Source organism: Stenotrophomonas sp. 2YAF22 (assembly GCF_052114665.1).
Taxonomy (GTDB): Bacteria; Pseudomonadota; Gammaproteobacteria; order Xanthomonadales; family Xanthomonadaceae; genus Stenotrophomonas; species Stenotrophomonas indicatrix.
On sequence record NZ_JBFRFE010000008.1, the window covers coordinates 1 to 22,825 of the forward strand.

18 protein-coding genes and 2 riboswitches are annotated in these 22,825 nt (G+C 66.8%); of the genes, 9 read left to right on the plus strand and 9 right to left on the minus strand.

The window, feature by feature from the left end; translation table 11 throughout:
• Positions 1–242, minus strand: a 242-nt coding sequence (locus AB4Y84_RS00735) for a GIY-YIG nuclease family protein (RefSeq protein WP_442249662.1), incomplete at its 3' end; no start/stop codon positions are given.
• A gap of 40 nt (positions 243–282) precedes the next feature.
• Positions 283–372: riboswitch (glycine riboswitch) on the plus strand.
• Between the two features lie 13 nt (positions 373–385).
• Positions 386–489: riboswitch (glycine riboswitch) on the plus strand.
• Positions 490–573: 84 nt separating this feature from the next.
• Between AB4Y84_RS00735 and AB4Y84_RS00740 the strand changes: the two genes are divergently transcribed.
• The 4 genes from AB4Y84_RS00740 to AB4Y84_RS00755 all read left to right on the plus strand — a co-directional run bounded on the left by AB4Y84_RS00740 (position 574) and on the right by AB4Y84_RS00755 (position 8,762).
• The gene (locus tag AB4Y84_RS00740) at positions 574–1,191 is read left to right on the plus strand and encodes a trimeric intracellular cation channel family protein (protein WP_032952083.1); all 618 of its coding nucleotides are present in this window, start codon (positions 574–576) and stop codon (positions 1,189–1,191) included.
• Positions 1,192–1,411: 220 nt separating this feature from the next.
• Positions 1,412–2,578 (plus strand): MdtA/MuxA family multidrug efflux RND transporter periplasmic adaptor subunit, encoded by a 1,167-nt coding sequence (locus AB4Y84_RS00745; RefSeq protein WP_363734040.1) that lies wholly within the window; start codon positions 1,412–1,414, stop codon positions 2,576–2,578.
• Positions 2,575–5,706: a multidrug efflux RND transporter permease subunit gene (locus AB4Y84_RS00750; protein WP_442249663.1), complete on the plus strand. Its 3,132-nt coding sequence runs from the start codon at positions 2,575–2,577 to the stop codon at positions 5,704–5,706. Before AB4Y84_RS00745 ends, AB4Y84_RS00750 begins: the two co-directional genes overlap by 4 nt.
• Positions 5,703–8,762, plus strand: a complete 3,060-nt coding sequence (locus AB4Y84_RS00755; RefSeq protein ID WP_363734037.1) for an efflux RND transporter permease subunit — start codon at positions 5,703–5,705, stop codon at positions 8,760–8,762. Before AB4Y84_RS00750 ends, AB4Y84_RS00755 begins: the two co-directional genes overlap by 4 nt.
• A gap of 210 nt (positions 8,763–8,972) precedes the next feature.
• Here the strand turns inward: AB4Y84_RS00755 and AB4Y84_RS00760 are convergent, their stop codons facing one another.
• The 6 genes from AB4Y84_RS00760 to AB4Y84_RS00785 form a co-directional block, all read right to left on the minus strand.
• Positions 8,973–10,046, minus strand: a complete 1,074-nt coding sequence (locus AB4Y84_RS00760) for a 3-deoxy-7-phosphoheptulonate synthase (RefSeq protein ID WP_363734036.1) — start codon at positions 10,044–10,046, stop codon at positions 8,973–8,975.
• Between the two features lie 253 nt (positions 10,047–10,299).
• A complete protein-coding gene (locus tag AB4Y84_RS00765) occupies positions 10,300–10,560 on the minus strand; it encodes a hypothetical protein (protein WP_025878654.1) in 261 nt (86 codons plus the stop codon).
• A gap of 188 nt (positions 10,561–10,748) precedes the next feature.
• Positions 10,749–11,486 carry a DNA alkylation repair protein gene (locus AB4Y84_RS00770; protein WP_363734035.1) on the minus strand — a complete coding sequence of 246 codons (738 nt, stop codon included), beginning with the start codon at positions 11,484–11,486 and terminating at the stop codon, positions 10,749–10,751.
• A complete protein-coding gene (locus AB4Y84_RS00775; RefSeq protein ID WP_442244495.1) occupies positions 11,483–11,983 on the minus strand; it encodes a MarR family winged helix-turn-helix transcriptional regulator in 501 nt (166 codons plus the stop codon). Before AB4Y84_RS00775 ends, AB4Y84_RS00770 begins: the two co-directional genes overlap by 4 nt.
• Positions 11,984–12,093: 110 nt before the next feature.
• Positions 12,094–13,122 carry an LLM class oxidoreductase gene (locus AB4Y84_RS00780; protein WP_442244494.1) on the minus strand — a complete coding sequence of 343 codons (1,029 nt, stop codon included), beginning with the start codon at positions 13,120–13,122 and terminating at the stop codon, positions 12,094–12,096.
• A gap of 13 nt (positions 13,123–13,135) precedes the next feature.
• Entirely contained in the window at positions 13,136–13,771 is a 636-nt protein-coding gene (locus tag AB4Y84_RS00785; protein WP_363734031.1) for a glutathione S-transferase family protein, read from the minus strand.
• Positions 13,772–14,049: 278 nt separating this feature from the next.
• Here AB4Y84_RS00785 and AB4Y84_RS00790 point away from each other — a divergent pair, with 278 nt between their 5' ends.
• Positions 14,050–14,946, plus strand: coding sequence for a LysR substrate-binding domain-containing protein (locus tag AB4Y84_RS00790; protein WP_394197382.1), 897 nt, complete (start codon positions 14,050–14,052; stop codon positions 14,944–14,946).
• A gap of 141 nt (positions 14,947–15,087) precedes the next feature.
• Here AB4Y84_RS00790 and groL read toward each other — a convergent pair whose 3' ends face one another.
• Both groL and AB4Y84_RS00800 read right to left on the minus strand, forming a co-directional pair.
• The gene (groL, locus tag AB4Y84_RS00795) at positions 15,088–16,737 is read right to left on the minus strand and encodes a chaperonin GroEL (protein ID WP_025878650.1); all 1,650 of its coding nucleotides are present in this window, start codon (positions 16,735–16,737) and stop codon (positions 15,088–15,090) included.
• An 84-nt stretch (positions 16,738–16,821) separates the two neighbouring features.
• Entirely contained in the window at positions 16,822–17,109 is a 288-nt protein-coding gene (locus AB4Y84_RS00800) for a co-chaperone GroES (protein WP_025878649.1), read from the minus strand.
• A gap of 351 nt (positions 17,110–17,460) precedes the next feature.
• On the opposite strand from AB4Y84_RS00800, the gene AB4Y84_RS00805 reads away from it, so the two are divergent.
• The 4 genes from AB4Y84_RS00805 to AB4Y84_RS00820 all read left to right on the plus strand — a co-directional run bounded on the left by AB4Y84_RS00805 (position 17,461) and on the right by AB4Y84_RS00820 (position 22,605).
• On the plus strand, positions 17,461–19,251 hold the full coding sequence (locus AB4Y84_RS00805; protein ID WP_442244493.1) for an endonuclease: 1,791 nt from the start codon (positions 17,461–17,463) through the stop codon (positions 19,249–19,251).
• 74 nt (positions 19,252–19,325) lie between these two features.
• Positions 19,326–19,664 (plus strand): divalent-cation tolerance protein CutA, encoded by a 339-nt coding sequence (gene cutA / locus AB4Y84_RS00810; RefSeq protein WP_080149728.1) that lies wholly within the window; start codon positions 19,326–19,328, stop codon positions 19,662–19,664.
• Complete coding sequence (locus tag AB4Y84_RS00815) at positions 19,661–22,051, plus strand: protein-disulfide reductase DsbD domain-containing protein (RefSeq protein ID WP_442244492.1); 2,391 nt, start codon at positions 19,661–19,663, stop codon at positions 22,049–22,051. The genes cutA and AB4Y84_RS00815 overlap by 4 nt, the downstream gene beginning before the upstream one ends.
• On the plus strand, positions 22,048–22,605 hold the full coding sequence (locus AB4Y84_RS00820) for a TlpA family protein disulfide reductase (protein WP_442244491.1): 558 nt from the start codon (positions 22,048–22,050) through the stop codon (positions 22,603–22,605). Before AB4Y84_RS00815 ends, AB4Y84_RS00820 begins: the two co-directional genes overlap by 4 nt.
• The last annotated feature ends 220 nt before the right edge of the window (positions 22,606–22,825 follow it).

Below are 22,825 nucleotides of genomic sequence, written 5' to 3' on the forward strand. Positions count from 1 at the left end.
GGCATGGGTTGCTGGCGCCTTGCCGTTGCAGGCAACCAGCAGTGAAGCAGAGCCGCTGCCCGGTCCGGGTACTCGCGCACCGCCAGGACCCGCAGTGGTGGCCGCGACCGGGTGTAGCGGGCCCCCTTGCCGGCCTGATGGGCAGCAAAACGGGCCTGCACGTCGGTGCTGATGCCGGCGTAATAGCTGCCGTCTCGGCATTCGAGCAGGTACAGGAACCACGGGCGGGAGGGCGAATCCATGGCCGGATTATGCCGTGCTGCACTGCAGCGGATATACTGGCGACCGAATGCAGGAGAGAGGCGCCGCGCTGGCGCCCGCCGAAGGCGCAGGCTCCCATGATCGCTCAGGCCGGTGGGCTGGAATCCCACCAACCATGCATTCGACTCGCCGAGCTGGAGAGAGGTCACCGGGCACGCCCGGGACGATCCGCCGAAGGGGCACGCGGCTCACGCCGCTGAACTCTCAGGCAAAAGGACAGCGGGAGCGGCACCGGTCATCGTCATCCCGTCATTGCGCAGGCAGTGGCGGTATGTGCGCATGGCCGGCCCCACCGCGCCCGGAGCCTGTCCCATGCTGCTGTCCATCATCTACCTGATCGCCATTTCCGCCGAAGCCATGACCGGTGCCCTGTCTGCCGGCCGCCGCCGCATGGACCTGTTCGGCGTGGTCATGATCGCCTGTGTCACCGCCCTCGGTGGCGGCTCACTGCGCGACATCCTGCTCGGCCATTATCCGCTGGGCTGGGTGAAACATCCGGAGTACCTGGGCTTCACCGTGTGCGCGGCACTGATCGCCACCTGGGTGGCGCGCTGGATGCATCACTTCCGCCGTACCTTCCTGGTGCTCGATGGCCTGGGCCTGATCGCCTTCACCCTGATCGGCTGCTCGATCGCGCGTGAGGCCGGCCATGCACTGCCGATCGTGCTGATCGCCGGCATGCTAACCGGCGCCTTCGGCGGCGTGCTGCGCGACATCCTCTGCAACGAGGTGCCGTTGATCTTCCAGAAAGAGCTGTACGCCATCATCTCGCTGCTGACCGGTGCGGTGTATCTGCTGTTGCTGCACTGGGGCGTGGCCGATGCCACGGCGATCCTGTGCTGCCTGGGTGGCGGGTTCGCCGTGCGCCTGCTGGCGATCCATTACCGCTGGGAAATGCCGAAGTTCGTGTACCACGACGAAGTGCATTGAGGGGCGCGGGCCGGCACCACCGGCGGGGTGGCATGACCAAGGTCACGCGGCGACGGCCTGCGTAAACCGCTACCATTGGCGCCCCGTCGCACGCGCGACGGCATCCAGCCACGCCGCGCCTGCGGCCCCGCCAGACAATCCTCCTCCCCCGCTGCCCGTGGCCCTTCGTGGTGCCGACGGGCCCGCATGACCCTGCGTGCACGCAGGGCGCAGGATGCCCATGTCTGTCGCCGAAAACTCCCGCTCACATCGTGCCCGCCTACTGCTGGTCGTTGCCGGTCTTGCCCTTGTCGCTGGCCTGGCGTGGTGGCTGTGGCCGCAGGCCGAGGCGGGCGGTGGCGAAGCCGGCAGCGGCAAGACGGTGCCGGTACGCATCGCCCGCGCCAGCGCCGAACCGCTGGTGCTGCGGATGAAAGCGGTCGGTACGGTCACCCCGCTGCACAGCGTGGTGGTACGCAGCCGCGTGGACGGCGAACTGATGCGCCTGCATTTCCAGGAAGGTCAGCAGGTCAACGCCGGCGACCTGCTCGCACAGATCGATCCCCGCCCCTACGAAGTGAAGCTCGCGCACGCGCAGGGTACGCAGCAGCAAAACCTCGCCGAGCTGGAGAATGCCGAGCGCCAGCTGCAGCGCTACCGCGAACTGCAGCGACAGAACTACGTATCCGCACAGGAACTGAGCGACCAGCAGAGCAAGGTGCGGCAGCTGCAGGGGCGTCGCCTGAGCGACCAGGCGTCGGTGGACGAAGCGCGACTGCAACTGCAGTACACCCGCATCGTCGCCCCGGTCAGCGGCCGAGTTGGCCTGCGTCGATTGGACGTAGGCAATCTGGTGCACGCCAGCGATACCGAAGGCCTGGTCACGCTGGCGCAGACGGCGCCGATCAGCGTGTTGTTCACCGTGCCCGAGCCGGAGCTTCCCGCCCTGCTCGATGCGGTGCAGGCGCAGCCGGCGCTGGCGGTGGAAAGCTGGGACCGCGAAGAACGACGGCAGCTTGCCAGCGGCACCCTGTCCAGCGTCGACAACCGCATCGATACCGCCACCGGCACGCTGAAGCTGCGCGCACAGTTCGACAATGCCGATCAGGCGCTGTTCCCCAACCAGTTCGTCAATGTGCGCCTGCAGCTGGGTGAGCACCCCGCGCTGCTGGTTCCCGACGCCGCCGTGCAGTTCGGCAGTCAGGGCAACTACGTGCACATCATCGACAAGAACAACAAGGCACAACGACGCACGGTGGTGCTCGGCCCGGCCGATGACGGTCGCGTTGCGGTGCGTTCCGGTCTGGTGGCCGGTGACAAGGTGGTGATCGAAGGCATCGACGGGCTGGAAGACGGCACCGCGGTGGAGATCATCACCGAGGAGGCATCGACCAAGGCCGGCGCATGAACCTCTCGCGCGCCTTTATCCTGCGCCCGGTCGCCACCACCCTGCTGATGGTGGCGCTGCTGCTGTCCGGGGTACTGGCCTATCGCCTGCTGCCGGTGGCGGCGCTGCCGCAGGTCGACTACCCGATCATCCAGATCACCACGCTGTACCCCGGTGCCAGCCCCGAGCTGACCACGCGCACCATCACCGCGCCGCTGGAGCGCCAGCTCGGGCAGATTCCCGGCCTGAAACAGCTGTCGTCCACCAGTTCCGGTGGTGCCTCGGTGATCACCCTGCAGTTCGGCCTGGAGGTGTCGCTGGGTGTGGCCGAACAGGACGTGCAGGCGGCAATCAACGCGGCCGGCAGCTTCCTGCCCGGTGATCTGCCGGTGCCGCCGGTGTACCGCAAGGTCAATCCGGCCGACACGCCGATCCTGACGCTGGCGGTGACTTCGCAAGGCCTGTCGCTGCCGCAGGTGCACGATCTGGTCGACACCCGCATCGCCCAGCGGTTGGCACAGCTGCCGGGGGTGGGCCTTGTCAGCCTGGCCGGTGGCCAGCGCCCCGCCGTGCGCATCCAGGTCAATCCGGGCGCACTGGCCGCCAACAACCTGGGCATGGACCACATCCGCACCGCGATCGCCGCGGCCAACGTCAACCTGCCCAAGGGCAGCTTCGATGGCCCGATCCGCGCGGTGATGCTCGATGCCAACGACCAGATGCGCAGCGTTGCCGAATACCGTGCACTGGTGCTGGCCTGGCGCGACGGCGCACCGCTGCGGCTGGGCGATGTCGCCACCATCACCGACGGCGCCGAGAACCGCCAGCTGGCGGCATGGAGAGGCACCACCCCGGCGGTGCTGGTGAACATCCAGCGCCAACCCGGCGCGAACGTCATCGCCGTGGTCGGACAGGTGCGTGCGTTGCTGCCGCAGCTGCAGGCCACGCTACCGGCCGGCGTGCAGATGACCGTGCTCAGCGACCGCACCGAATCGATCCGCGCGTCCGTGCGCGGCGTACAGAAGGAACTGGTCCTGGCCATCGCGCTGGTGGTGCTGGTGACCTGGGTGTTCCTGCGCAACCTGCCGGCTACGCTGATTCCCAGCGTGGCGGTGCCGCTGTCGCTGATCGGTACGTTCGCGGTGATGCTGCTGGCCGGCTATTCGCTCAACAACCTCACGCTGATGGCGTTGACCATCGCCACCGGCTTCGTGGTGGACGATGCGATCGTGATGCTGGAGAACATCGCCCGCCACTTGGAAGACGGCGAAAGCCCGCGCGAGGCAGCGCTGAAAGGTGCCAGCGAGATTGGCTTCACCCTGGTGTCGCTGACGGTCTCGTTGATCGCCGTGCTGATCCCACTGCTGTTCATGGCCGACCTGGTGGGCGCGCTGTTCCATGAGTTCGCAGTGACGCTGGCGGTGGCCATCGGCATTTCGCTGCTGGTGTCGCTGACCTTGACGCCAATGCTGTGTGCGCGCTTCCTGAAACCACATGCCAAAGGGTCAGCGCCCCACGGGGATCTGACCCCGCCCGGGTCGGATCCGGTCAGGGCTCCGACCCCGAAGCGCGACGTGTTCGATCGCATCATTGCCCTGTACGACCGCCAGCTGCGCTGGGTGCTGCAGCGCCAGCCACTGATGCTGCTGGCGACCGTGGCCACGCTTGCGCTGACGGTGGCGCTGTATTTCGCCGTGCCCAAGGGCTTCTTCCCGGTGCAGGATGCCGGCCTGGTCCAGGGCATCAGCGAAGCCCCGCAGGCGATCTCGTTCCAGGCCATGCGCGAGCGCCAGCTTGCCCTGGCCACGGCCATCGAACAGGACCCAGCCGTGGCCAGCCTGTCTTCCTACATCGGCGTGGACGGCAACAATGCCGCCCTCAATACCGGCCGCCTGCTGATCGAACTGAAGCCACACGGCGAGCGCGAGGGCGTCGACGTGGTGATGGCGCGGCTGCAGCAGCGCGTGGCCAGGATTCCCGGTATCACCCTGTACCTGCAACCGGTGCAGGAGCTGGGCATCGAAGACCGCATCAGCCGCAACCAGTACCAGTTCACCCTGACCACGCCGGACCTGCAGACGCTGGAAACCTGGACCCCAAAGCTGTTGCACGCGCTTCGCCAATCGCCAGCGCTGCGTGATGTGGCCAGTGACCTGCAGATGCAGGGCCGGCAGGCCAGGGTGAGCATCGACCGCGATGCCGCCGCACGCCTTGGCGTGAGTGTGGAAGCAGTGGCCGACGCACTGTACGACGCCTACGGGCAASGGCAGATCTCAACCATCTTCACCCAGGCCAGCCAGTATCGGGTGGTGCTGGAGGCCGATCCTGCGCGGCAACCGGGGCCGGAGGCGATCAGCGGCCTGCGCGTGCGCAGCAGCAACGGCCAGACCGTGCCGCTGGGCGCGGTGGCGCGCGTCGAGCAGGGGCCAACGGCGCTGCTGCGCAACCATGTCGGTCAGTTCCCGGCGGCCACGCTGTCGTTCAACCTTGCGCCCGGCGCATCGCTGGGCGAAGCGGTGGATGCCGTGCATGCCGCGCAGGCACAGGTGGCATTGCCGCAGAGCATCGAGCTGCGGCTGCAGGGCGCGGCGGCGGCCTTCAGCAGTTCGCTGTCGAGCACGCTGTGGCTGATCCTGGCGGCGGTGGTGGTGATGTACATCGTGCTGGGCGTGCTCTACGAGAGCTTCATCCACCCCATCACCATTCTCTCCACCCTGCCCTCGGCGACCGTGGGCGCCCTGGCCGCGTTGTGGGCGAGCGGACGCAGCCTGGACCTGATCGCAGTGATTGGCATCGTGCTGCTGATCGGCCTGGTGAAGAAGAACGCGATCATGATGATCGACTTCGCGCTGGACGCGCAGCGCACGCGCGGCATGAGCCCGCGTGAGGCGATCCACCAGGCGGCGCTGCTGCGCTTCCGGCCGATCCTGATGACCACCCTGGCCGCGCTGTTCGGCGCGGTACCGCTGATGCTGGCCAGTGGCTCGGGCGCCGAGCTGCGGCAGCCGCTGGGCTGGGTGATGGTGGGTGGCCTGATGGTCAGCCAGGTATTGACCCTGTTCACCACGCCGGTGATCTACCTGGCCTTCGACCGTCTGCAGCGTCGCCGCGCGACAGCACCGGCAACCGCTGGCGAGGCCGGCGCATGACCCCTGTGGCACGCCTGGCACAGGCCTGCGTGCAGCGTCCGGTGGCGACCCTCCTGTTGGCGGTGGCGCTGGTACTGGCCGGCCTGCTGGCGCTGCGCCTGCTGCCGGTGGCACCGCTGCCCCAGGTCGACTATCCCGCCATTGAAGTCAGTGCCAGCCTGCCCGGCGCCTCGCCCGAATCGATGGCGGCCACCGTCGCCACGCCGCTGGAGCGTGCGCTGGGCAGTCTGCCCGGCATCTCGCGCATCGACTCGGCCAGCACCCAGGGGCAGACCGAGATCGAATTGAAGTTCGTGCTCGGCCGCGACATCGACGAGGCCGCGCGCGAAGTGCAGGCCGCGATCAACCTCGCCCGCGGCCAGCTGCCCAGCGGCATGCCGGGCATGCCGCAGTACCGCAAGGTCAACCCGTCGCAGGCGCCGATCCTGGCGCTGGCGTTGACCTCCGATACGCTCTCGCCGGGCCAGCTGTACGACCTGGGTTCGACCGTGCTGGCGCAGAAGCTGTCGCAGGTACCCGGCGTGGGCGAAGTGCAGGTGGGCGGCAGCGCGCTGCCGGCGGTTCGCGTGTCGCTGGACCCCAATGCCCTCAATCACGCAGGTCTGGCGCTGGAGGACGTGGCACAGGCGATCAGCCGCGCCAATGCAGTGCGCCCACTGGGTGCGGTCGCGGGCGCGCAGCAGCACTGGCAACTGGAGGCACCGCTGCAACTGCGCCAGGCCGCGCAGTATCGCCAGCTGGCGCTGAAGGCCAGCGATGACCGCCTGCTGCGGCTGGGCGATGTCGCTGCCGTCGCCGATGGCGTGGAGGACCGCTATGCCAGTGGCTTCCACAACGAACGCCCCGCCGTGCTGCTGATCGTCAGCCGCCAGCCCGGCGCCAACATCATCGCCACCGTCGATGCGATCCAGGCGCAGTTGCCGCAGCTGCACGCCCTGCTGCCCAGCACGGTGGACATGCGCCTGGTGATGGACCGCTCGCCGGTGATCCGCGCCACCCTGCATGAAGCAGAAGTGACCCTGCTGCTGGCGATCGCGCTGGTGGTGCTGGTGGTGCTCGGCTTCCTTGGCCACTGGCGTGCGGCCCTGGTACCCAGCGTGGCGATTCCGGTGGTGCTGTTCGGCACGCTGGCGTTGATCGCGCTGATGGGCTTCTCRCTCAATACGCTCTCGCTGATGGCCCTGATCGTAGCGGCGGTACTGGTGGTTGACGACGCCATCGTGGTGCTGGAGAACATCGCGCGCCATCGCGAACTGGGCGCCGACCGCTGGCAGGCGGCGGTGCGCGGTGCATCGGAAGTGGGCGCTACGTTGCTATCGATGAACCTGGCGCTGGCAGTGGTGTTCGTCTCGATCCTGTTCCTGGACGATTTCGTCGAGCGCCTGTTCCGCGAATTCTCGCTGACCCTGGTGGCGGCGATGACGGTGTCGGTGCTGGTGGCACTCAGCCTGGTGCCGATGCTGTGCGCGCGCCTGTTCGTCGATGACGCACAACAGCCCACGCGCTGGCAGCGCGGCAGCAATGCGCTGTTCGAGCGCGTGCGTGGCGCCTATCTGCGCACCCTGCAGGCCAGCCTGCGGCAACTGCGCTGGCCATTGCTGGCCTTCGTGGCAGTGATCGCACTCAATGCCTGGCTGTTCCAGCAGGTACCCAAGGGCATCGTTCCGCAGCAGGACACCGCACAGCTGCGCGGCTTCGCGCGTGGCGATGACGGCCTGTCCTTCCAGGCGATGCAGCCGAAGATCGATGCCTACCGCAGACTGCTGCTGTCCGACCCGGCCATCGAGGACATCATCGGGTATATCGGTGGCAGCAACGGGGTCAACAACGCCTTCATCATGATCAAGATGAAGCCGCTGGCCGAGCGCGGCGTCTCCAGCCAGCAGGTGATCGACCGCCTGCGTGCGCGTCTGCCCAAGTTGCCCGGGGGCAACCTCTATCTGTGGGTGGACCAGGACATCCGCCTGGAAGGCGCCGGCAGCAGCGGCAAGTACGAATTCCAGTTGCTCTCGGCCGATACCGCGCCACTGCGCCAATGGGCACCGAAGGTCGCTGCTGCGCTGCGTGGCCTGCCGGAACTGGTGGACGTGGAAGCGCAGGGCGAGGCCGGCATGCGCCAGGTGATGCTGGACATCGACCGCGAGGCAGCGGCGCGCCACGGCGTGGACCTGCGCACCGTAGCCAACATGCTCAACAACGCCTTCAGCCAGCGCCAGGTCGCCACGTTGTACGACAGCCTCAACCAGTACCGGGTGGTGATGGAGCTGGACCCGAAGCACACCCAGGACCCGGGCACGCTCGCACGGCTGCAGGTGATCGATGGCAGCGGCCAGCGCATTCCCCTGTCGAGCATCGCCAGCTGGCGCTATGGCATGGCGCCGGACCGCGTGTACCACAGCGAGCAGTTCGCCTCGATCTGGATCGAGTTCGCGCTGGCACCCGGCGTGGGCCTGGAACAGGCCACCCGGGCGATTGATGCGGCGATGGCCAAACTGATGCTGCCGCGCTCGGTGCAGGCCAAGCTGTCCGGCGAGGCCGGCGGCCTGGAGCAGCTGCGTTCGCGCCAGTTGTGGCTGGTACTGGGTGCGACGCTGGCGGTGTACCTGGTGCTGGGCATCCTCTACGAGAGCTTCCTGCAGCCCTTGGTGATCCTGTCCACGCTGCCGTCGGCCGGCATCGGTGCGCTGTTGGCGCTGTGGCTGTTCGGCAACGAACTGAACCTGATCGCCCTGCTCGGCCTGTTCCTGCTGGTGGGCGTGGTGATGAAGAACACGATTCTGCTGGTCGACTTCGCCCTGGCCGGCGAACGCCGCGGGCTGAGTGCGCAGGATGCAGTGATGGAAGCGGCACGATTGCGCCTGCGGCCGATCCTGATGACCTCGCTGGCAGCACTGCTGGGTACGTTGCCGCTGATGCTGGCCAACGGTGAAGGTTGGGAGCTGCGGCAGCCGCTGGGCATCGCTATCGTCGGCGGGTTGCTGGTCAGCCAGTGGTTGACGCTGTACACCACGCCGGCGATGTATCTGGCGTTGGCGCGAGTACGGGCGGGGCGGTGAGCGAGGTGGCTTCATCCACGCATGGCGTGGGTCTACTGCGGCCATCGCCGGTTCGGGTCTCACACCACCCCGGCGATGTACCTGGCGCTGTCGCACATACGCAGCGCCAGGCGCATCGCCGGTGCAGACGGGCCGGTCTCCAACTCCGACCGGCCCTGATCGCGGCCGCACCCCCGCAGGCGCTGGCCGCCATCCACACACGTGCCGCACTCAAGCGGCTTCGGACACCTTCACTTCACGGCGGGCGCGCACGGCAGCGGCGAGCCGCTCCAGCACCTGCACGGTGGTGTCCCAATCAATGCAGCCATCGGTGATGCTCTGGCCGTAGACCAGCGGCTGGCCTTCGACCAGCTCCTGGCGGCCACCCACCAGATGGCTTTCGACCATCACACCGACGATGCGCTGCTCGCCATCTTCCAGCTGGATGGCGATGCCTTCGATCACCTTCGGCTGGTTTTCGTGATTCTTCAGGCTGTTGGCGTGGCTGGCATCGATCATCAGGCGCGTCGGCAGCTTGGCCTTGGCCAGTGCCTGACAGGCATCGGCCACGCTGGCCGCGTCGTAGTTCGGCTGCTTGCCACCACGCAGGATCACATGGCAGTCCGGGTTGCCGGTGGTGGAGACGATGGCCGTGCCACCCTGCTTGGTGACCGACAGGAAGTGATGCGGATTCGAGGCTGCGCCCACGGCATCGGCGGCTATCTTGACGTTGCCGTCCGTGCCGTTCTTGAAGCCAACCGGGCACGAGAGCCCCGACGCAAGCTCGCGATGCACCTGGCTTTCGGTGGTGCGTGCACCGATCGCGCCCCATGCCACCAGGTCGGCGATGTACTGCGGCGAGATCACGTCGAGAAACTCGACGCCGGCAGGCAGGCCCAGCTTATTGATGTCGCGCAGCAGGCCGCGGGCGATGCGCAGGCCCTTGTCGATCTTGAAGCTGCCGTCCAGGTCCGGATCGTTGATCAGGCCCTTCCAGCCCACCGTGGTGCGCGGCTTCTCGAAGTACACGCGCATGACGATTTCCAGCTCGCCGGCCAGCGCATCGCGCAGCGGCTTCAGACGCTGTGCGTACTCGATGGCGGCTTTCGGATCGTGGATCGAGCACGGCCCGACCACCACCGCCAGGCGGTCATCGCGGCCATGCAGGATCTGGTGCAGGGCGGCGCGCGAAGCGCTGACGGTATCGGAGGCTTCGTCATCACAGGGCAGCATCGCCAGCAGCTGGGCAGGCGGTGTCAGCGGTTCGATGGTGCGGATACGCAGGTCGTCGGTGTGCGGGGGCATGGTGAGGGGTCTCTACGGAACGTTGGGGGTCCGCAGCGTGGCGACATGAAAAAAGCCGCCAGGTTCGCTGGCGGCTTTCGGGAATGCGTCTGAAGCTTTCTTCAGGGTGAGCGCAATCCTTCCTCCGCCGGGGGCTTCGGAAAGTAATACCAATAAAAGCTGGCATGGGTTGCGTTCATGGGATCTATTGATAACACAGGGTTTTGGCGGGTGCCAACTGTTTCATCCGCAACTGCGGGCGCGGTTCAGCGGACTATCGGCCGCCATGCACTTCCACGTCCAGCAGCAGCGTCTCGTGGATGTCGACCCAACGCTCCACCACGCGGTCCAGTTCCTGCCTGGCCTCATCAAGCTGTTCGGGGTTGAGCATTGACCTGGCCGTATACAGATCGGACACCAGCTGCCGCAAGGTGGCTTCCTGGATGGCAACCACCGGCCCTTCCAGGCCGGGTACCTGCAGCGCTGGACTGCTGCCCAGCGCTCCGTACAACGTCACCTGGATCTTGCTCTGCATGCTCGACTTCCCTGCGGATGGACACGGCCGAGCGCCATCTTTACCCGGAATGGATGACACGCGCATGTGCCACGAGGGTGCCGGAATGCAGTCCGATGAGGCGGTGGCGCATGGGGTCTCCCTTGAAGGTCATGGGGTTGCCGGCCAGCGGCCGGCACTGCCGGGAAACGCGGGTGAACGGTACGGCGTTACAGCGAGCGCAGCGCGCGCTTGCGGATGTACGTATTGGCTGCGCTGTCGTGCGTTGACTGCCACCGTGCGCATACATCCCGCACCCATCCGGGCTGGCTCTTGCCTGCGTCGTTCAGCCAGTTGCCGACCGAGTCCTGCACATAGCGCTCGGGATCGTCAGCGAGGGCCTCCAGCAAGGGCAACGCGTGCTCGGGTTGCTGCTTGAACAGCGCAATGTGCGTGGCCCATACACCGCGGGGGCGAAGCGCCTCACAGGCGAAGCGGCGCTGATGCGGCGAGCGCTGCTGCGTCCAGGGTTGCAGCAGGGCAAGCGCTTCCAGCGGCTCGGCGACGATATCGCTGCGCAAGGCCAACCATGCCCATTCGCGCACACCGAAGTGCGGATCATCTGCCAGTGAACGCATGGCCTGCAGCTTGTCGGCCAATGCCGCCTGCGCGTCGCCGCCGATCAGATAGCAGGCCCATCCGCGCACGGTGTCGGAGGGATGCGCCTGCCAGCACTGCACCTCGTCCTGCCCTGCCTCGCGCAGTACCGCTGCGGCCAATGCCATGCGCTGGGTGATTCCTTTGCCTGCAGCGGCCTGCATCCGCTGTATCGAGGCCGGTGGCAAGGTCGGTGCCACCGCCTGCAGCAACGCAGCGAAGTCCACAGCCAGGCACTCGGCCAGATGCGTGCTGGCTGCACTGCCCGCGTTCAGTTCCCGCAGGCGTGCCGTGGCGATGGTATTGCTCATGTACCTGCTTCCTGGCCCGCGTCGGTGTGTCGCCAGACCTTTTCCAACAGCAGCGACAACTGCACCTGTTCGCGGGAATCAAGACCGTTGAACAGTCCGCCGATCCATTGTGTGTGCTGGTCGAACAGATCGCCGGCCAAGCGCTTGCCGCGGGCCATCAGCACGATCTGCAGACGGCGGCCATCCTCGGCATCGTTGCGCCGCTGCAGCAGGCCGTCACGCTGCAGGCCATCGAGCAACCCGCTGATGGTGGCGCGGGTGACGCCAGCACGCTCGGCCAACTCGTGCGGAGGCAACGTGCCACCAGCACCGTGCAGCAGGAACAGCACAATGAAACGGCCCTCGCTGAGGCCGTGCGGCGCCAGGCGTGAAGCGCAGTCACGGTCGATCGCGCTGGACAAGGCCAGCAGCTGGAAGCACAGGCGCAGCTGCGCAACAGTGGCGTGGCCACGGCGCTGCGCCTCCTCGACGAAGGCCTGGTGCTTCAACTCAAGCATCATGCACCCCTATATAATTAGGTGGCTAATCATAATTCGTTGAACAAAAACTGCAAGCCTCCCGCTGCGGCCGGCAGGGTCCGCAGCTCAGCGATCGCGGAAATGCATCGCTACCATTCCTTCCCCCCCGACGGTGGACCGGGATGCGACGGAAACAACGGCAGCACCTCTTCGGCCAGTTCCTGCAGCACGTCGGCAGCTGGGCGCTGCGAGAACTGAATGCCGAGCGCGGCATGGTTTACCCCGGCACGCTGCCAGGCTTCCAGCAGCGCGATCAGCCCCTTGCGCCCGGTACGCAGGCAGTAGCCACCCTGCAGCGGCACGCGCGGATGGTCCGGGTCATCCACCAGGTCCAGCCATTCATTGGTCATGTGCGGACGGAAGCCGCCGTCGGGAATCTGCGCGCGCCATGCGCGGATCTTCGCCGCCAGCCGCTGGGGTCCTGCCGTGTCATGGGTGGCGTCGGGATAGGTCAGCCAGCCGTCGGCGTGCTGGCCGATCCATTGCAGCGACTGCCGGGCACCTCCGGTGACCATCAACGGGATGCGACCGCTTAGCGGCGGGGGCAGCAGCTGCACGCCCTGCGCGGCCCAGGGATGGCCGGCCAGCGCCCCGTCTGTGGGCTGCAACCATTGCCGGAAGGCCACCACGGCATCTGCGAACCGCTCACCACGTCGGGCGTCGTCGAGGCCGTAGGCGGGAAACTCAAGCGGTCGATCACCCGAGGCAATACCCATCACCAGCCGCCCTGCGGACAGCTGGTCGATCGACGCGGCGGCCTTGGCCAGGTCGATGGGATGCCGCAGTGGCATCACCACGCTGCCTGTCGCCAACGCGACGCGATGGGTGCGGGCCGCCAACCACGCGAGATAGGTGAACGGATCGAATACCTGTCCGGCATCACCGAACTGTGGATCGAACAGCGGAACGTCACGCACCCAGACCGCAGCGAAACCATGGCGGTCGATGGCCTCTACCAATGCGGTCTGCCCCTGCAGAGCCGCCATGTCGCCCTGGTAGAAGCGCAGCGGCAGGAAGATGCCCAGAGTCAGTGCATCGGCGCGGAACATGCGCTGGTAGCCGGCATGGCTGGCGAAGGCGGCTGCCGAAGCGCCGTGGATCGAAAGGGAAGCTGTCATTGCGGGGATCTCCTCAGGGCCCGGTCGCGGGCTCAGGCAGCAGCACGCCGCGCTGTACGGCGGGCCGCGCGGCTAAGCGCTGGTACCACGCCGAAAGATGACGATGGCGCGAGAAGTCGATGTCGATCACCCTGAGCACATGCAGCCAACCGAAGTGCGCGATGTCCGCGATCGAGTAGTCATCGCCGGCCAGCCAGGGACGCTCGGCCAAACGTGCATCGAGGATCGCGAAGATGTCTTCGGAAAGGTGCCGGTAGCGCTCGATCGCCGGCAGGTAGCGCTCCTGCGCGAAGTGTTCGAAATGCACGCGCTGGCCGAAGATGGGACCGACGCTGGAGGCATGGAACATCAGCCAGGTGATGGCGTCCCAGCGCGCGGCTGGCGCCTGTGGCAACAATGCGCCGCCCTGCTCGGCCAGGTACAGCAGGATCGCCGCCGATTCAAACAGCACGATGCCTCTGCCGCGGTCTTCGAGGACCGGAATGCGACCGTGCGGATTGAGCCGCAGGAAATCAGGATGGCGATGTTCACCCTGCTCGATGCGCACGTGGTGCAGGCGATACGGCAGGCCCAGCTCCTCCAGCGCGATGGTGGCCTTGTAGCCGTTGGGTGAGCTGTCGGTATGCAGGTGCAGCGAAGGTTCGGTCACGGAGGCATCCTGGAAGTAGAAATCAGGTGCACACGCGCTGCCCTCCCACAACATGGGCAGGGCGAAGCGATGTGGAAAAAAGGCGCTGCAGCGACCGTGCAACCAGTCTAGGAACCTGGCATGCAGGCGGGAAACGATGTCTGCTGCGGTTGCAGTTGAGCCCAGCTCAACATCGCGCGCACCGGCGCGACAGCCATCGACCCGGCCGATATGCTGTGCCCTGCGCTGGCCGGTGGACGTGCCGACGGCTCGCCAGCATCGTCACGGGAGAATGGAAGATGGGTGCGGTACTGCCCTTGCTGGCCCTGCGGGCCTTCGTTGAAACCAGCCGCCACGGCAGCCTGACGGCGGCCGCCGAGGTGATGGGCGTGACACCCGGCGCGGTGAGCCAGCAACTGCGGCAGTTGCAGGAACGGCTCGGCGTCAGCCTGTTCGATCGAACCCGCCACGGCGTGGTGCTCAGCACTGCCGGCAACCGTGTCTACCCGGAACTGCGCCAGGCCTTCGATCAGATCGCCAGCAGCCTGCACGCACTGGAAGCGTGGCAAGGCAGGTCGTCGTTGCGGATCAGCGCCGCGCCCAGTTTCGCCGCCCACTGGCTGGCACCGCGACTGGCCGATTTCAGCGCGCGACATCCAGGAATCGACGTGCAGTTGGATGCCAGCCCCGCGCTGGTGGACCTGCGCCGTGATGGCGTGGACATCGCGATCCGGCACGGCCTGGGCCAGTATCCGGGGCTGCATGCGGAGCACCTGTTGGCACCGGCGTTGCTGCCGGTGGCAAGCCCGGCGCTGCTGGCGACCGTGCCACCGATCACCCGCGTGGAGCACTGCCTGCGGTTGCCACTGCTGCAGGACAGCGAACGCAATGACTGGCGGCTGTGGTTTCAGGCCCTGGGCGTGCCGCAGGATGCGCGCCTGCAGCGCGGCCCCGCTTTCGATGACGATCTGTTGTTGATACGCGCAGCGGCAGCCGGCCAGGGCATCGCGCTGGTGCGCGACATCCACGTGGCCGAAGAAGTGGCCAACGGTCGCCTGCAGGTAGTCCTGGAGCAGCCGTGGCCGCAGTCCTTCGCCTATTACGCGGTGACCCGGCCAGGCAGCAACGACAACCCGATGGTGGCCGCGTTCCTGGCGTGGCTGCAGGACAACCTGCCGACAGCTCCAGCAGCGTAGCGGCGGGTGATGCCGCATTGCCCGGTAGATCCACGCCATGCGTGGATGCAGGCCACAAAAAAACCCCGCCTTCCGGCGGGGTTTTTCATTGCAGCAGGGAAGCGTGCCGACCTGGGTCGGCAGCTACCGGTGCAGCGGGACTTAGAAGTCCATGCCGCCCATGCCACCCATGCCGCCCATGCCACCAGCGCCACCCATGGCCGGCTCGTCCTTCTTCGGAGCGTCGGCAACCATGGCTTCGGTGGTGATCATCAGGCCAGCGATCGAGGCTGCGTTCTGCAGCGCCGAACGGGTCACCTTGGTCGGGTCCAGGATGCCGAACTGCAGCATGTCGCCGAACTCGCCGGTGGCGGCGTTGTAGCCGAAGCTGCCGGTGCCTTCCTTGACCTTGTTGACGATGACCGACGGCTCTTCACCGGCATTGGCAACGATTTCGCGCAGCGGGGCTTCCATCGCACGCAGGGCGATCTGGATGCCGTGGTTCTGGTCTTCGTTGGCACCCTTCAGGCCAGCCAGTGCGGAGACCGCACGGACCAGGGCAACGCCGCCGCCCGGAACCACGCCTTCTTCAACGGCCGCACGGGTCGCGTGCAGGGCGTCGTCGACGCGATCCTTCTTTTCCTTCATTTCGATTTCGGTCGAAGCGCCGACCTTGATCACTGCCACGCCACCGGCCAGCTTGGCCACGCGCTCCTGCAGCTTCTCGCGGTCGTAGTCCGAGGAGGTGTCTTCGATCTGGGTCTTGATCTGCGCAACGCGCGAATCGACCGCAGCCTTGTCACCCACGCCATCGATGATGGTGGTGTTTTCCTTGGAAACCTGCACCTTCTTGGCGCGGCCCAGGTCCTTGATGGTGGCCTTTTCCAGCGACAGGCCGACTTCCTCGGAGATCACGGTGCCGCCAGTCAGCACGGCCATGTCTTCCAGCATCGCCTTGCGACGGTCGCCGAAGCCCGGAGCCTTGACGGCCACGACCTTGACGATGCCGCGGATGGTGTTGACCACCAGGGTCGCCAGCGCTTCGCCTTCGACTTCCTCGGCAACGATCAGCAGCGGCTTGCCGGCCTTGGCGACGCCTTCCAGCACCGGCAGCAGGTCACGGACGTTGGAGATCTTCTTGTCGTGCAGCAGGATGTACGGGTCATCCAGGTCAGCGGTCTGCGACTGCTGGTTGTTGATGAAGTACGGGGACAGGTAGCCGCGGTCGAACTGCATGCCCTTGACCACGTCCAGCTCGTTGTCCAGGCCCGAGCCTTCTTCAACGGTGATCACGCCTTCCTTGCCGACTTCCTTCATCGCGTTGGCGATGATCTGGCCGATCGACTCGTCCGAGTTGGCCGAGATCGTGCCGACCTGGGCAATGGCCTTGTCGTCAGCGGTCGGCTTGGAGATGTTCTTCAGCTCGGCGACGGCAGCCACGACGGCCTTGTCGATACCGCGCTTGAGGTCCATCGGGTTCATGCCGGCAGCAACGGCCTTGGCGCCTTCGCGGATCAGGGCCTGGGCCAGCACGGTGGCGGTGGTGGTGCCGTCGCCGGCGTCGTCGTTGGTACGCGAGGCGACTTCCTTCACCATCTGCGCGCCCATGTTCTCGAACTTGTCAGCCAGTTCGATTTCCTTGGCGACGGACACGCCGTCCTTGGTGATGGTCGGGGCGCCGAAGCTCTTCTCGAGCACGACGTTGCGGCCCTTCGGGCCCAGGGTGGCCTTGACGGCATTGGCGAGAACGTTGACGCCGCGCACCATGCGCGAACGGGCGTCTTCACCGAAACGAATATCCTTGGCAGCCATTGCGTTTACCTCTGTGTAGAGCCGAGCGGAGCCCGGCTGCTTTTAGCGGAAATGGGGTGTAACTGAAGCAGGTCGCGCTGACACTCAGCCGATGACGGCGAGCACGTCGTCTTCGCGCAGGACCTTGTACTCGACGCCTTCGCTCTTGTACGAGCTGCCGGCGTACTGGCCGTAGATGACCTTGTCACCGACCTTCAGCGACGGAGCGCGCACGTTGCCGTTGTCCAGCGGCTTGCCCGGGCCCACGGCCACGACTTCACCCTTGGTGGACTTTTCCTTGGCGGAGTCCGGGATCAGGATGCCACCGGCGGAAACTTCGTCGGCTTCGATCGGCTTGACCACAACGCGGTCGTGCAGCGGCTTGATGCTCATGTGGGACCTCTTAAGTTATTGATTGGTCTGAAAAAGTCCGGCGATGTTAGCACTCACACCAGGTGACTGCCAGCAACGCGCGTGAAAAAGCCCGACAGGTCGGGAGCACGACAGAGATGGAGACCTCCGGAGTCCTTTCAAGGCCCGCCCATAAATTTTTCCCGGCGGCCCGGCGGCACTCCATCCCTGCGCGGACGCCTTTATAGGGATGCGTCGCGGCAAGCCAAGGGGGAATTGGCCGCCATTTGGTGACCGCCGTCGCACTGTCAGATATCTGGCGTTCATTTACGACAAAGTGTCACCGGATCGGCTTTAGGGTGGCCCGGCATTCCCAATCACAAGGAGTAGTCGATGCGATTGCTGTCCCCGCTCGCCGCCGCCTGCCTGCTGGCCCTGGCTGCCGCGCCGGCCCAGGCCGAGGTCTTCATCAACGAACTGCACTACGACGACAGCACCGCTGCCGGTGACGTCGGCGAAGCCATCGAAGTGGTCGCCACCGCCGGCGAGGATCTGTCCGGCTACCGCCTGTACCTCTACAACGGCAGCAATCCGTCGGCCGCCACGGTCTACGCCAACAACGCGGTACCGGCCGGAACCGCGGCCAGCTGCGGCAGCGCCTCCCTGGCGGTGGTCACCTACCCCAGCAACGGCCTGCAGAACGGCCCCAACGACGGCATCGCCCTGGTCGACGCCAGCGGCAAGGTGGTCCAGTTCCTCAGCTACGAGGGCGCGATCACCGCCTCCGCCGGCCCCGCCGCCGGCATGACCAGCCAGAACATTCCCGTTGCCGAAACCAACAGCACCGCTGCGGGCACCTCGCTGCAGCTGACCGGCAGCGGCAGCCAGTACGCGCACTTCACCTGGGCCGAATCGGCCAGGCAGACCTTCGGCAGCTGCAACAACAACCAGACCTTCAGCGGCGGTGGCACCCCGGGCCCGAACACGCCGCCGTCGGTGTCCACCACCACGCCGGCACAGGGCAGCAGCACCTTCCCTGCCGCCGCCGACCTGGAAGTGGTGTTCAGCGAGACGGTCAACCTCGCCAGCGGCGCCTTCGCACTGACCTGCGGCACCTCCGGCAGCGTGCCGCTGATCTGGCCGGCCAGCGGCAAGAGCGTGAAGCTGTCGACCAACACCGCGCTGGTCGCCGGTGAAGCCTGCCGCTTCGACATCCGTGCCGCACGCATCACCGATGCGCAGGGTGCCCGCCCGGCGACCGACAGCCGCATCGCCTTCACCGTGGCCACCACCACCGGCAATCCGGACCCGGGCAATCCCGGCGGACCGGCCGGTTACTACTCGAAGGTCAACACCAGCAGCCCCAGCCAGCTGCGCTGCTCGCTGCACGCCACCATCAAGGGCCACACCGCGTATCCGTACAGTGGCTCGGGCACCAGCACCTGGACCATCCTGGAGATCGCCGACGAAGATCCGAACAACAGTGGCCGGATCCTCGACGCCTATCGCAACCGCAGCTACACCAAGGTGACCGACCGTGCAGGCAGTGGCGGCGGCCTGAAGTACAACCGCGAGCACACCTGGCCGAACTCGCTGGGCTTTGCCAGCACCACCGGCGACAAGGGCCTGCCGTATGCGCCCTATACCGACACCCACATGCTGTACCTGACCGACGCACAGTGGAACGCCGACCGCGGCAACAAGCCGTTCGGCAAGTGCGACGCCAACTGCGGCGAGCGTGCCACCGAGGCCAACAACGGCCAGGGCGGCGGCAGCGGCGGCTATCCGGGCAATTCGAACTGGGTACGTACGCCGGATGGCAACGCTGGCACTTTTGAAGTGTGGGGTGCACGCAAGGGCGACATGGCACGCGCGGTGATGTACATGGCCATCCGCTACGAAGGGGGCAAGGATGCGGCCACCGGCCAGTCCGAACCGGACCTGGAACTGACCGACGACCGCAGCAAGATCGTCAAGACCAGCAGCTCGCCGGCCTACATGGGCCTGCTGTCGACCTTGATCGACTGGCATCTTGCTGATCCGCCGAGCGCTGCAGAACGTGCCCGCAATGACGTGATCTACAGCTTCCAGGGCAACCGCAACCCGTTCATCGACCACCCCGAGTGGGCCACCCCGGGCCTGTTCACCTCGGCCAAGCCCGCGACCTGCCAGCTGGCCAACTGACACCGTTTGAAGAAAGTTGTATTTCCCCTGTCCGATCCTGACCCGGTCGGACAGGGGCCCTATACTCGACGGTCATGTCGACCGTCGATCCCGTCCTGCTGCTGTTGACCACCTGCCCGGACCGGGCCAGTGCCGAGCGCATCGCGCACGCGCTGGTCGCCGAGCACCTGGCTGCCTGCGTGACCCGCCTGGACGGCGCACAGTCGACCTACCGCTGGCAGGGCGAGGTGACCACCGACGCCGAGCTGCAGCTGCTGGTGAAAACCACCGCAAGCCGTGTCGATGACGCCATCGCCCGGATCGTCGAACTGCATCCGTATGAACTCCCGGAGTGCATCGCGGTCGAAACCCGGGCCGGCCTGCCGGCGTATCTGGACTGGATCCGGGCACAGACCCGGGAGGACACTGATTGAAGACTCTGTTTGCGCGTGGCGCCGCCTTGTGCGCCCTGTTGTGGCTTTCATTGCCAGCCTTCGCGCTGGATGAGAAGGATCTGCTGCCGGTGGACCAGGCGTTCGCGCTGACCGCCAGCGCGCCCGAGCGTGGCCAGATCCAACTGCAGTTCAAGATCGCCCCCGGCTATTACCTGTATCGCCACCGCACCACGGTGAAGGCTGATCCGGCGTTCAACGCCGCTGCGCTGCAGATGCCCGCAGGCAAGAAGCACCACGACGATTTCTTCGGTGAGGTGGAGACCTACCGCGAGCGCCTGCAGGCCACCCTGCCCGGCGCGCCCGCCGATGCCGCTGGCACCATCAGCCTGGAAGTGCGTTACCAGGGCTGCGCCGATGCCGGTGTGTGCTACCCGCCGCAGAAGCGCGTGGTGCAGGTGACCCTGCCCGGTGCAGGCGGTGCGGCGGCCACGCTGCCGACCGCACGCGCCACCGGCGCCAGTGCGTTCAACAACCCGCTGGCCGGCGCCGGCAGTGGCGGTGGCCTGCGACTGCCGGGCACCAGCAACAGCCAGGCATTGCCGCTGCCATCGGAACAGGCATTCGGCTTCGATGCCATCGCCAGCGATGGCAACACCCTGCTGCTGCGCTTCAGCCCGGCACCGGGCTATTACCTGTATCGCGACCGCACCTCGCTGAAGCTGGAAGGCAGCGCCGGGGTACTGGCCGACAAGCCGCGCTGGCCGGCGGCGCAGTCGCACCGCGACGAGCACTTCGGTGATGTGGCGGTCTATTTCAACCAGGTGGAAGTGCCGGTGCCACTGCGCCGCAGCCGCGCCGAGGCCGTAGACAGCACGCTGGTGGTGACCTTCCAGGGCTGCCAGACCGATGGCATCTGCTATCCGCCGATGACCCGGCGGGTGAAGCTGTCGATCCCCGCCGGCAAGGTCAACGCCACCGGTGATGCACCGGCTGCACGCGACGAAGTGATCCGCTCGCTGCCGCCTTCGGCCGCTGCCAGCACCCGCGAGGGCGCCAACGGCACGCCACTGCGCCTGCTTCCGACTGTGCCCAATGACGCGCCCGCCACCACGGGCGGTGCCGACGCCAGCAGCGGCGCGCGCGATGCATTCGCCGCTGATGCGCAGCAGGACAATGCACTGCGTACCAAGGCCCCCAGCCGCGTGCCGAAAACCGACAGCTCGCTGCTGTGGGTGCTGCTGCTGGCGCTGGGCGGAGGCCTGGTGCTGAATCTGATGCCCTGCGTGCTGCCGATCCTGTCGTTGAAGGTGCTGAGCCTGGCGCAGAGCGGGGAAAGCCCCGAACGCGCCCGCAGCCATGCCATGTGGTACACGCTGGGCGTGCTGGTTGCCTTCGCGGTGATCGGCGCGCTGATGGTCGGCCTGCGCATGCTGGGCAACGCAGTCGGCATCGGTTTCCAGCTGCAGCATCCCGGCGTGGTCGCGGCGTTGGCCTACATCATGTTCGCGGTGGGCCTGAGCCTGTCCGGCGTGTTCACCATGGGCGGCGGCATCGGCAACTTCGGCCAGTCGCTGGCGCGACGCAGTGGCCCGGCCGGCGATTTCTTCACCGGCGTACTGGCCTGCGTGGTCGGCAGCGCCTGCGTGGGTCCGTTCTTCGGCCCGGCGGTGGCCTATGCCTTCGTTGCACCGCCGGTGGCGGCGATGCTGGTGTTCCTGTTCCTCGGCCTGGGCCTGGCCCTGCCGTTCCTGCTGATCGGCTTCGTGCCGGCGCTGGCCCGTCGCCTGCCCAAGCCGGGCCAGTGGATGGAAACCCTCAAGCATGTGCTGGCCTTCCCGATGTACGCCGCCGCGTTGTGGCTGCTGTGGGTGCTGGGCAAGCAGCGCGGCGTGGATGGCATGGCGCTGGCGCTGGGTGGCCTGCTGCTGCTTACCGGTGGCCTGTGGCTGTTCGAGCGCAGCCGCTGGCGCAGCCAGCGCGCGGCCGGGCTGCTGGGCGTGCTGCTGGTGATCGCGGCGCTGGTGCCGGTGTGGGCGGTGACGCAGCTGGCACCGCCGGCACGTGCCGCACAGGCGAGCAGCGAGAACGTGGTGGACTATTCGCCGCAGATGCTGGACCGCCTGCGCGCCGACAACCGCGTGGTGTTCGTCAACATGACCGCCGACTGGTGCGTGAGCTGCAAGGCCAACGAGCGCGCGGTGCTGTCGCGCCCGGAGTTCAAGGAACTGCTCAAGCGCACCAACGCGGTGTACATGCGCGGCGACTACACCAATGTGGACCCGCAGATCACCGCGTTCCTGGATGAACACAAGGCCGTGGGCGTGCCGCTGTACGTGGTGTACGGCCCCGGCGCACCGCCGACGGTGCTGCCCACCCTGCTGACCCAGGCGCTGGTGGAAGAAGCGCTGCTGCGCACCGCACGATGAAGTGGCAACGGCCAGCACTGCTGTGGACAGCGGTGCTGGCTGCCGGGCTTGGCCTGTGGGCCGGCAATCGGCTGGCGCCGGCGCCGGCGACGGAAGCTGCAGCGCCTGCCGTATCGCCCCCGGCGCTGCCGATGCTGCGCCCCGGTGATCCGCTGCCGGCGCTGGTCCTGCCCGATGGCGAAGGCCACGCGCTGGATATCCGCGAACGCTTCAAGGGCCGGCCGCTGCTGGTCAATGTCTGGGCCAGCTGGTGCGGCCCCTGTGTGGAAGAGATGCCCGAGCTGGCCCGCTTTGCCGAGGGCCAGGGCGCACGCGGCGTGCAGGTGTTGGGCCTGGCGCTGGATACGCCTGACAGCGTGCGCGATTTCCTGCAGCGGGTGCCGGTGGACTATCCCATCGTGCTCGATACCCCCGGCCCACGCGATGCCAGCGTGCAGTTGGGCAACGCGCAGGGTCTGCTGCCCTACAGCGTGTTGTTCGACGCACAGGGACGGATGGTGAAGGCCAAGCTCGGACCGTTCGCGCACGGCGAAATCGAAGGCTGGGCGAAGTAGGTCGGCAGGGCTGCGCCCTGCACCTGCAGATGCTTTCAGGCAACAGCAACAGCAACAACCGAAGCAACAGCAACAGCAACAGCGGCATTGCGTGGGGTGGATCTACGTGTCGACCAAGGTCGACACCTACCAAGAGCATCGCAGAACGCCATTCCGGCAGATCGCGGAAAACTGCCGAAGGCGGGGTGGGTCCGGTTGCGGGGGTGTAAGCGCCATGGAT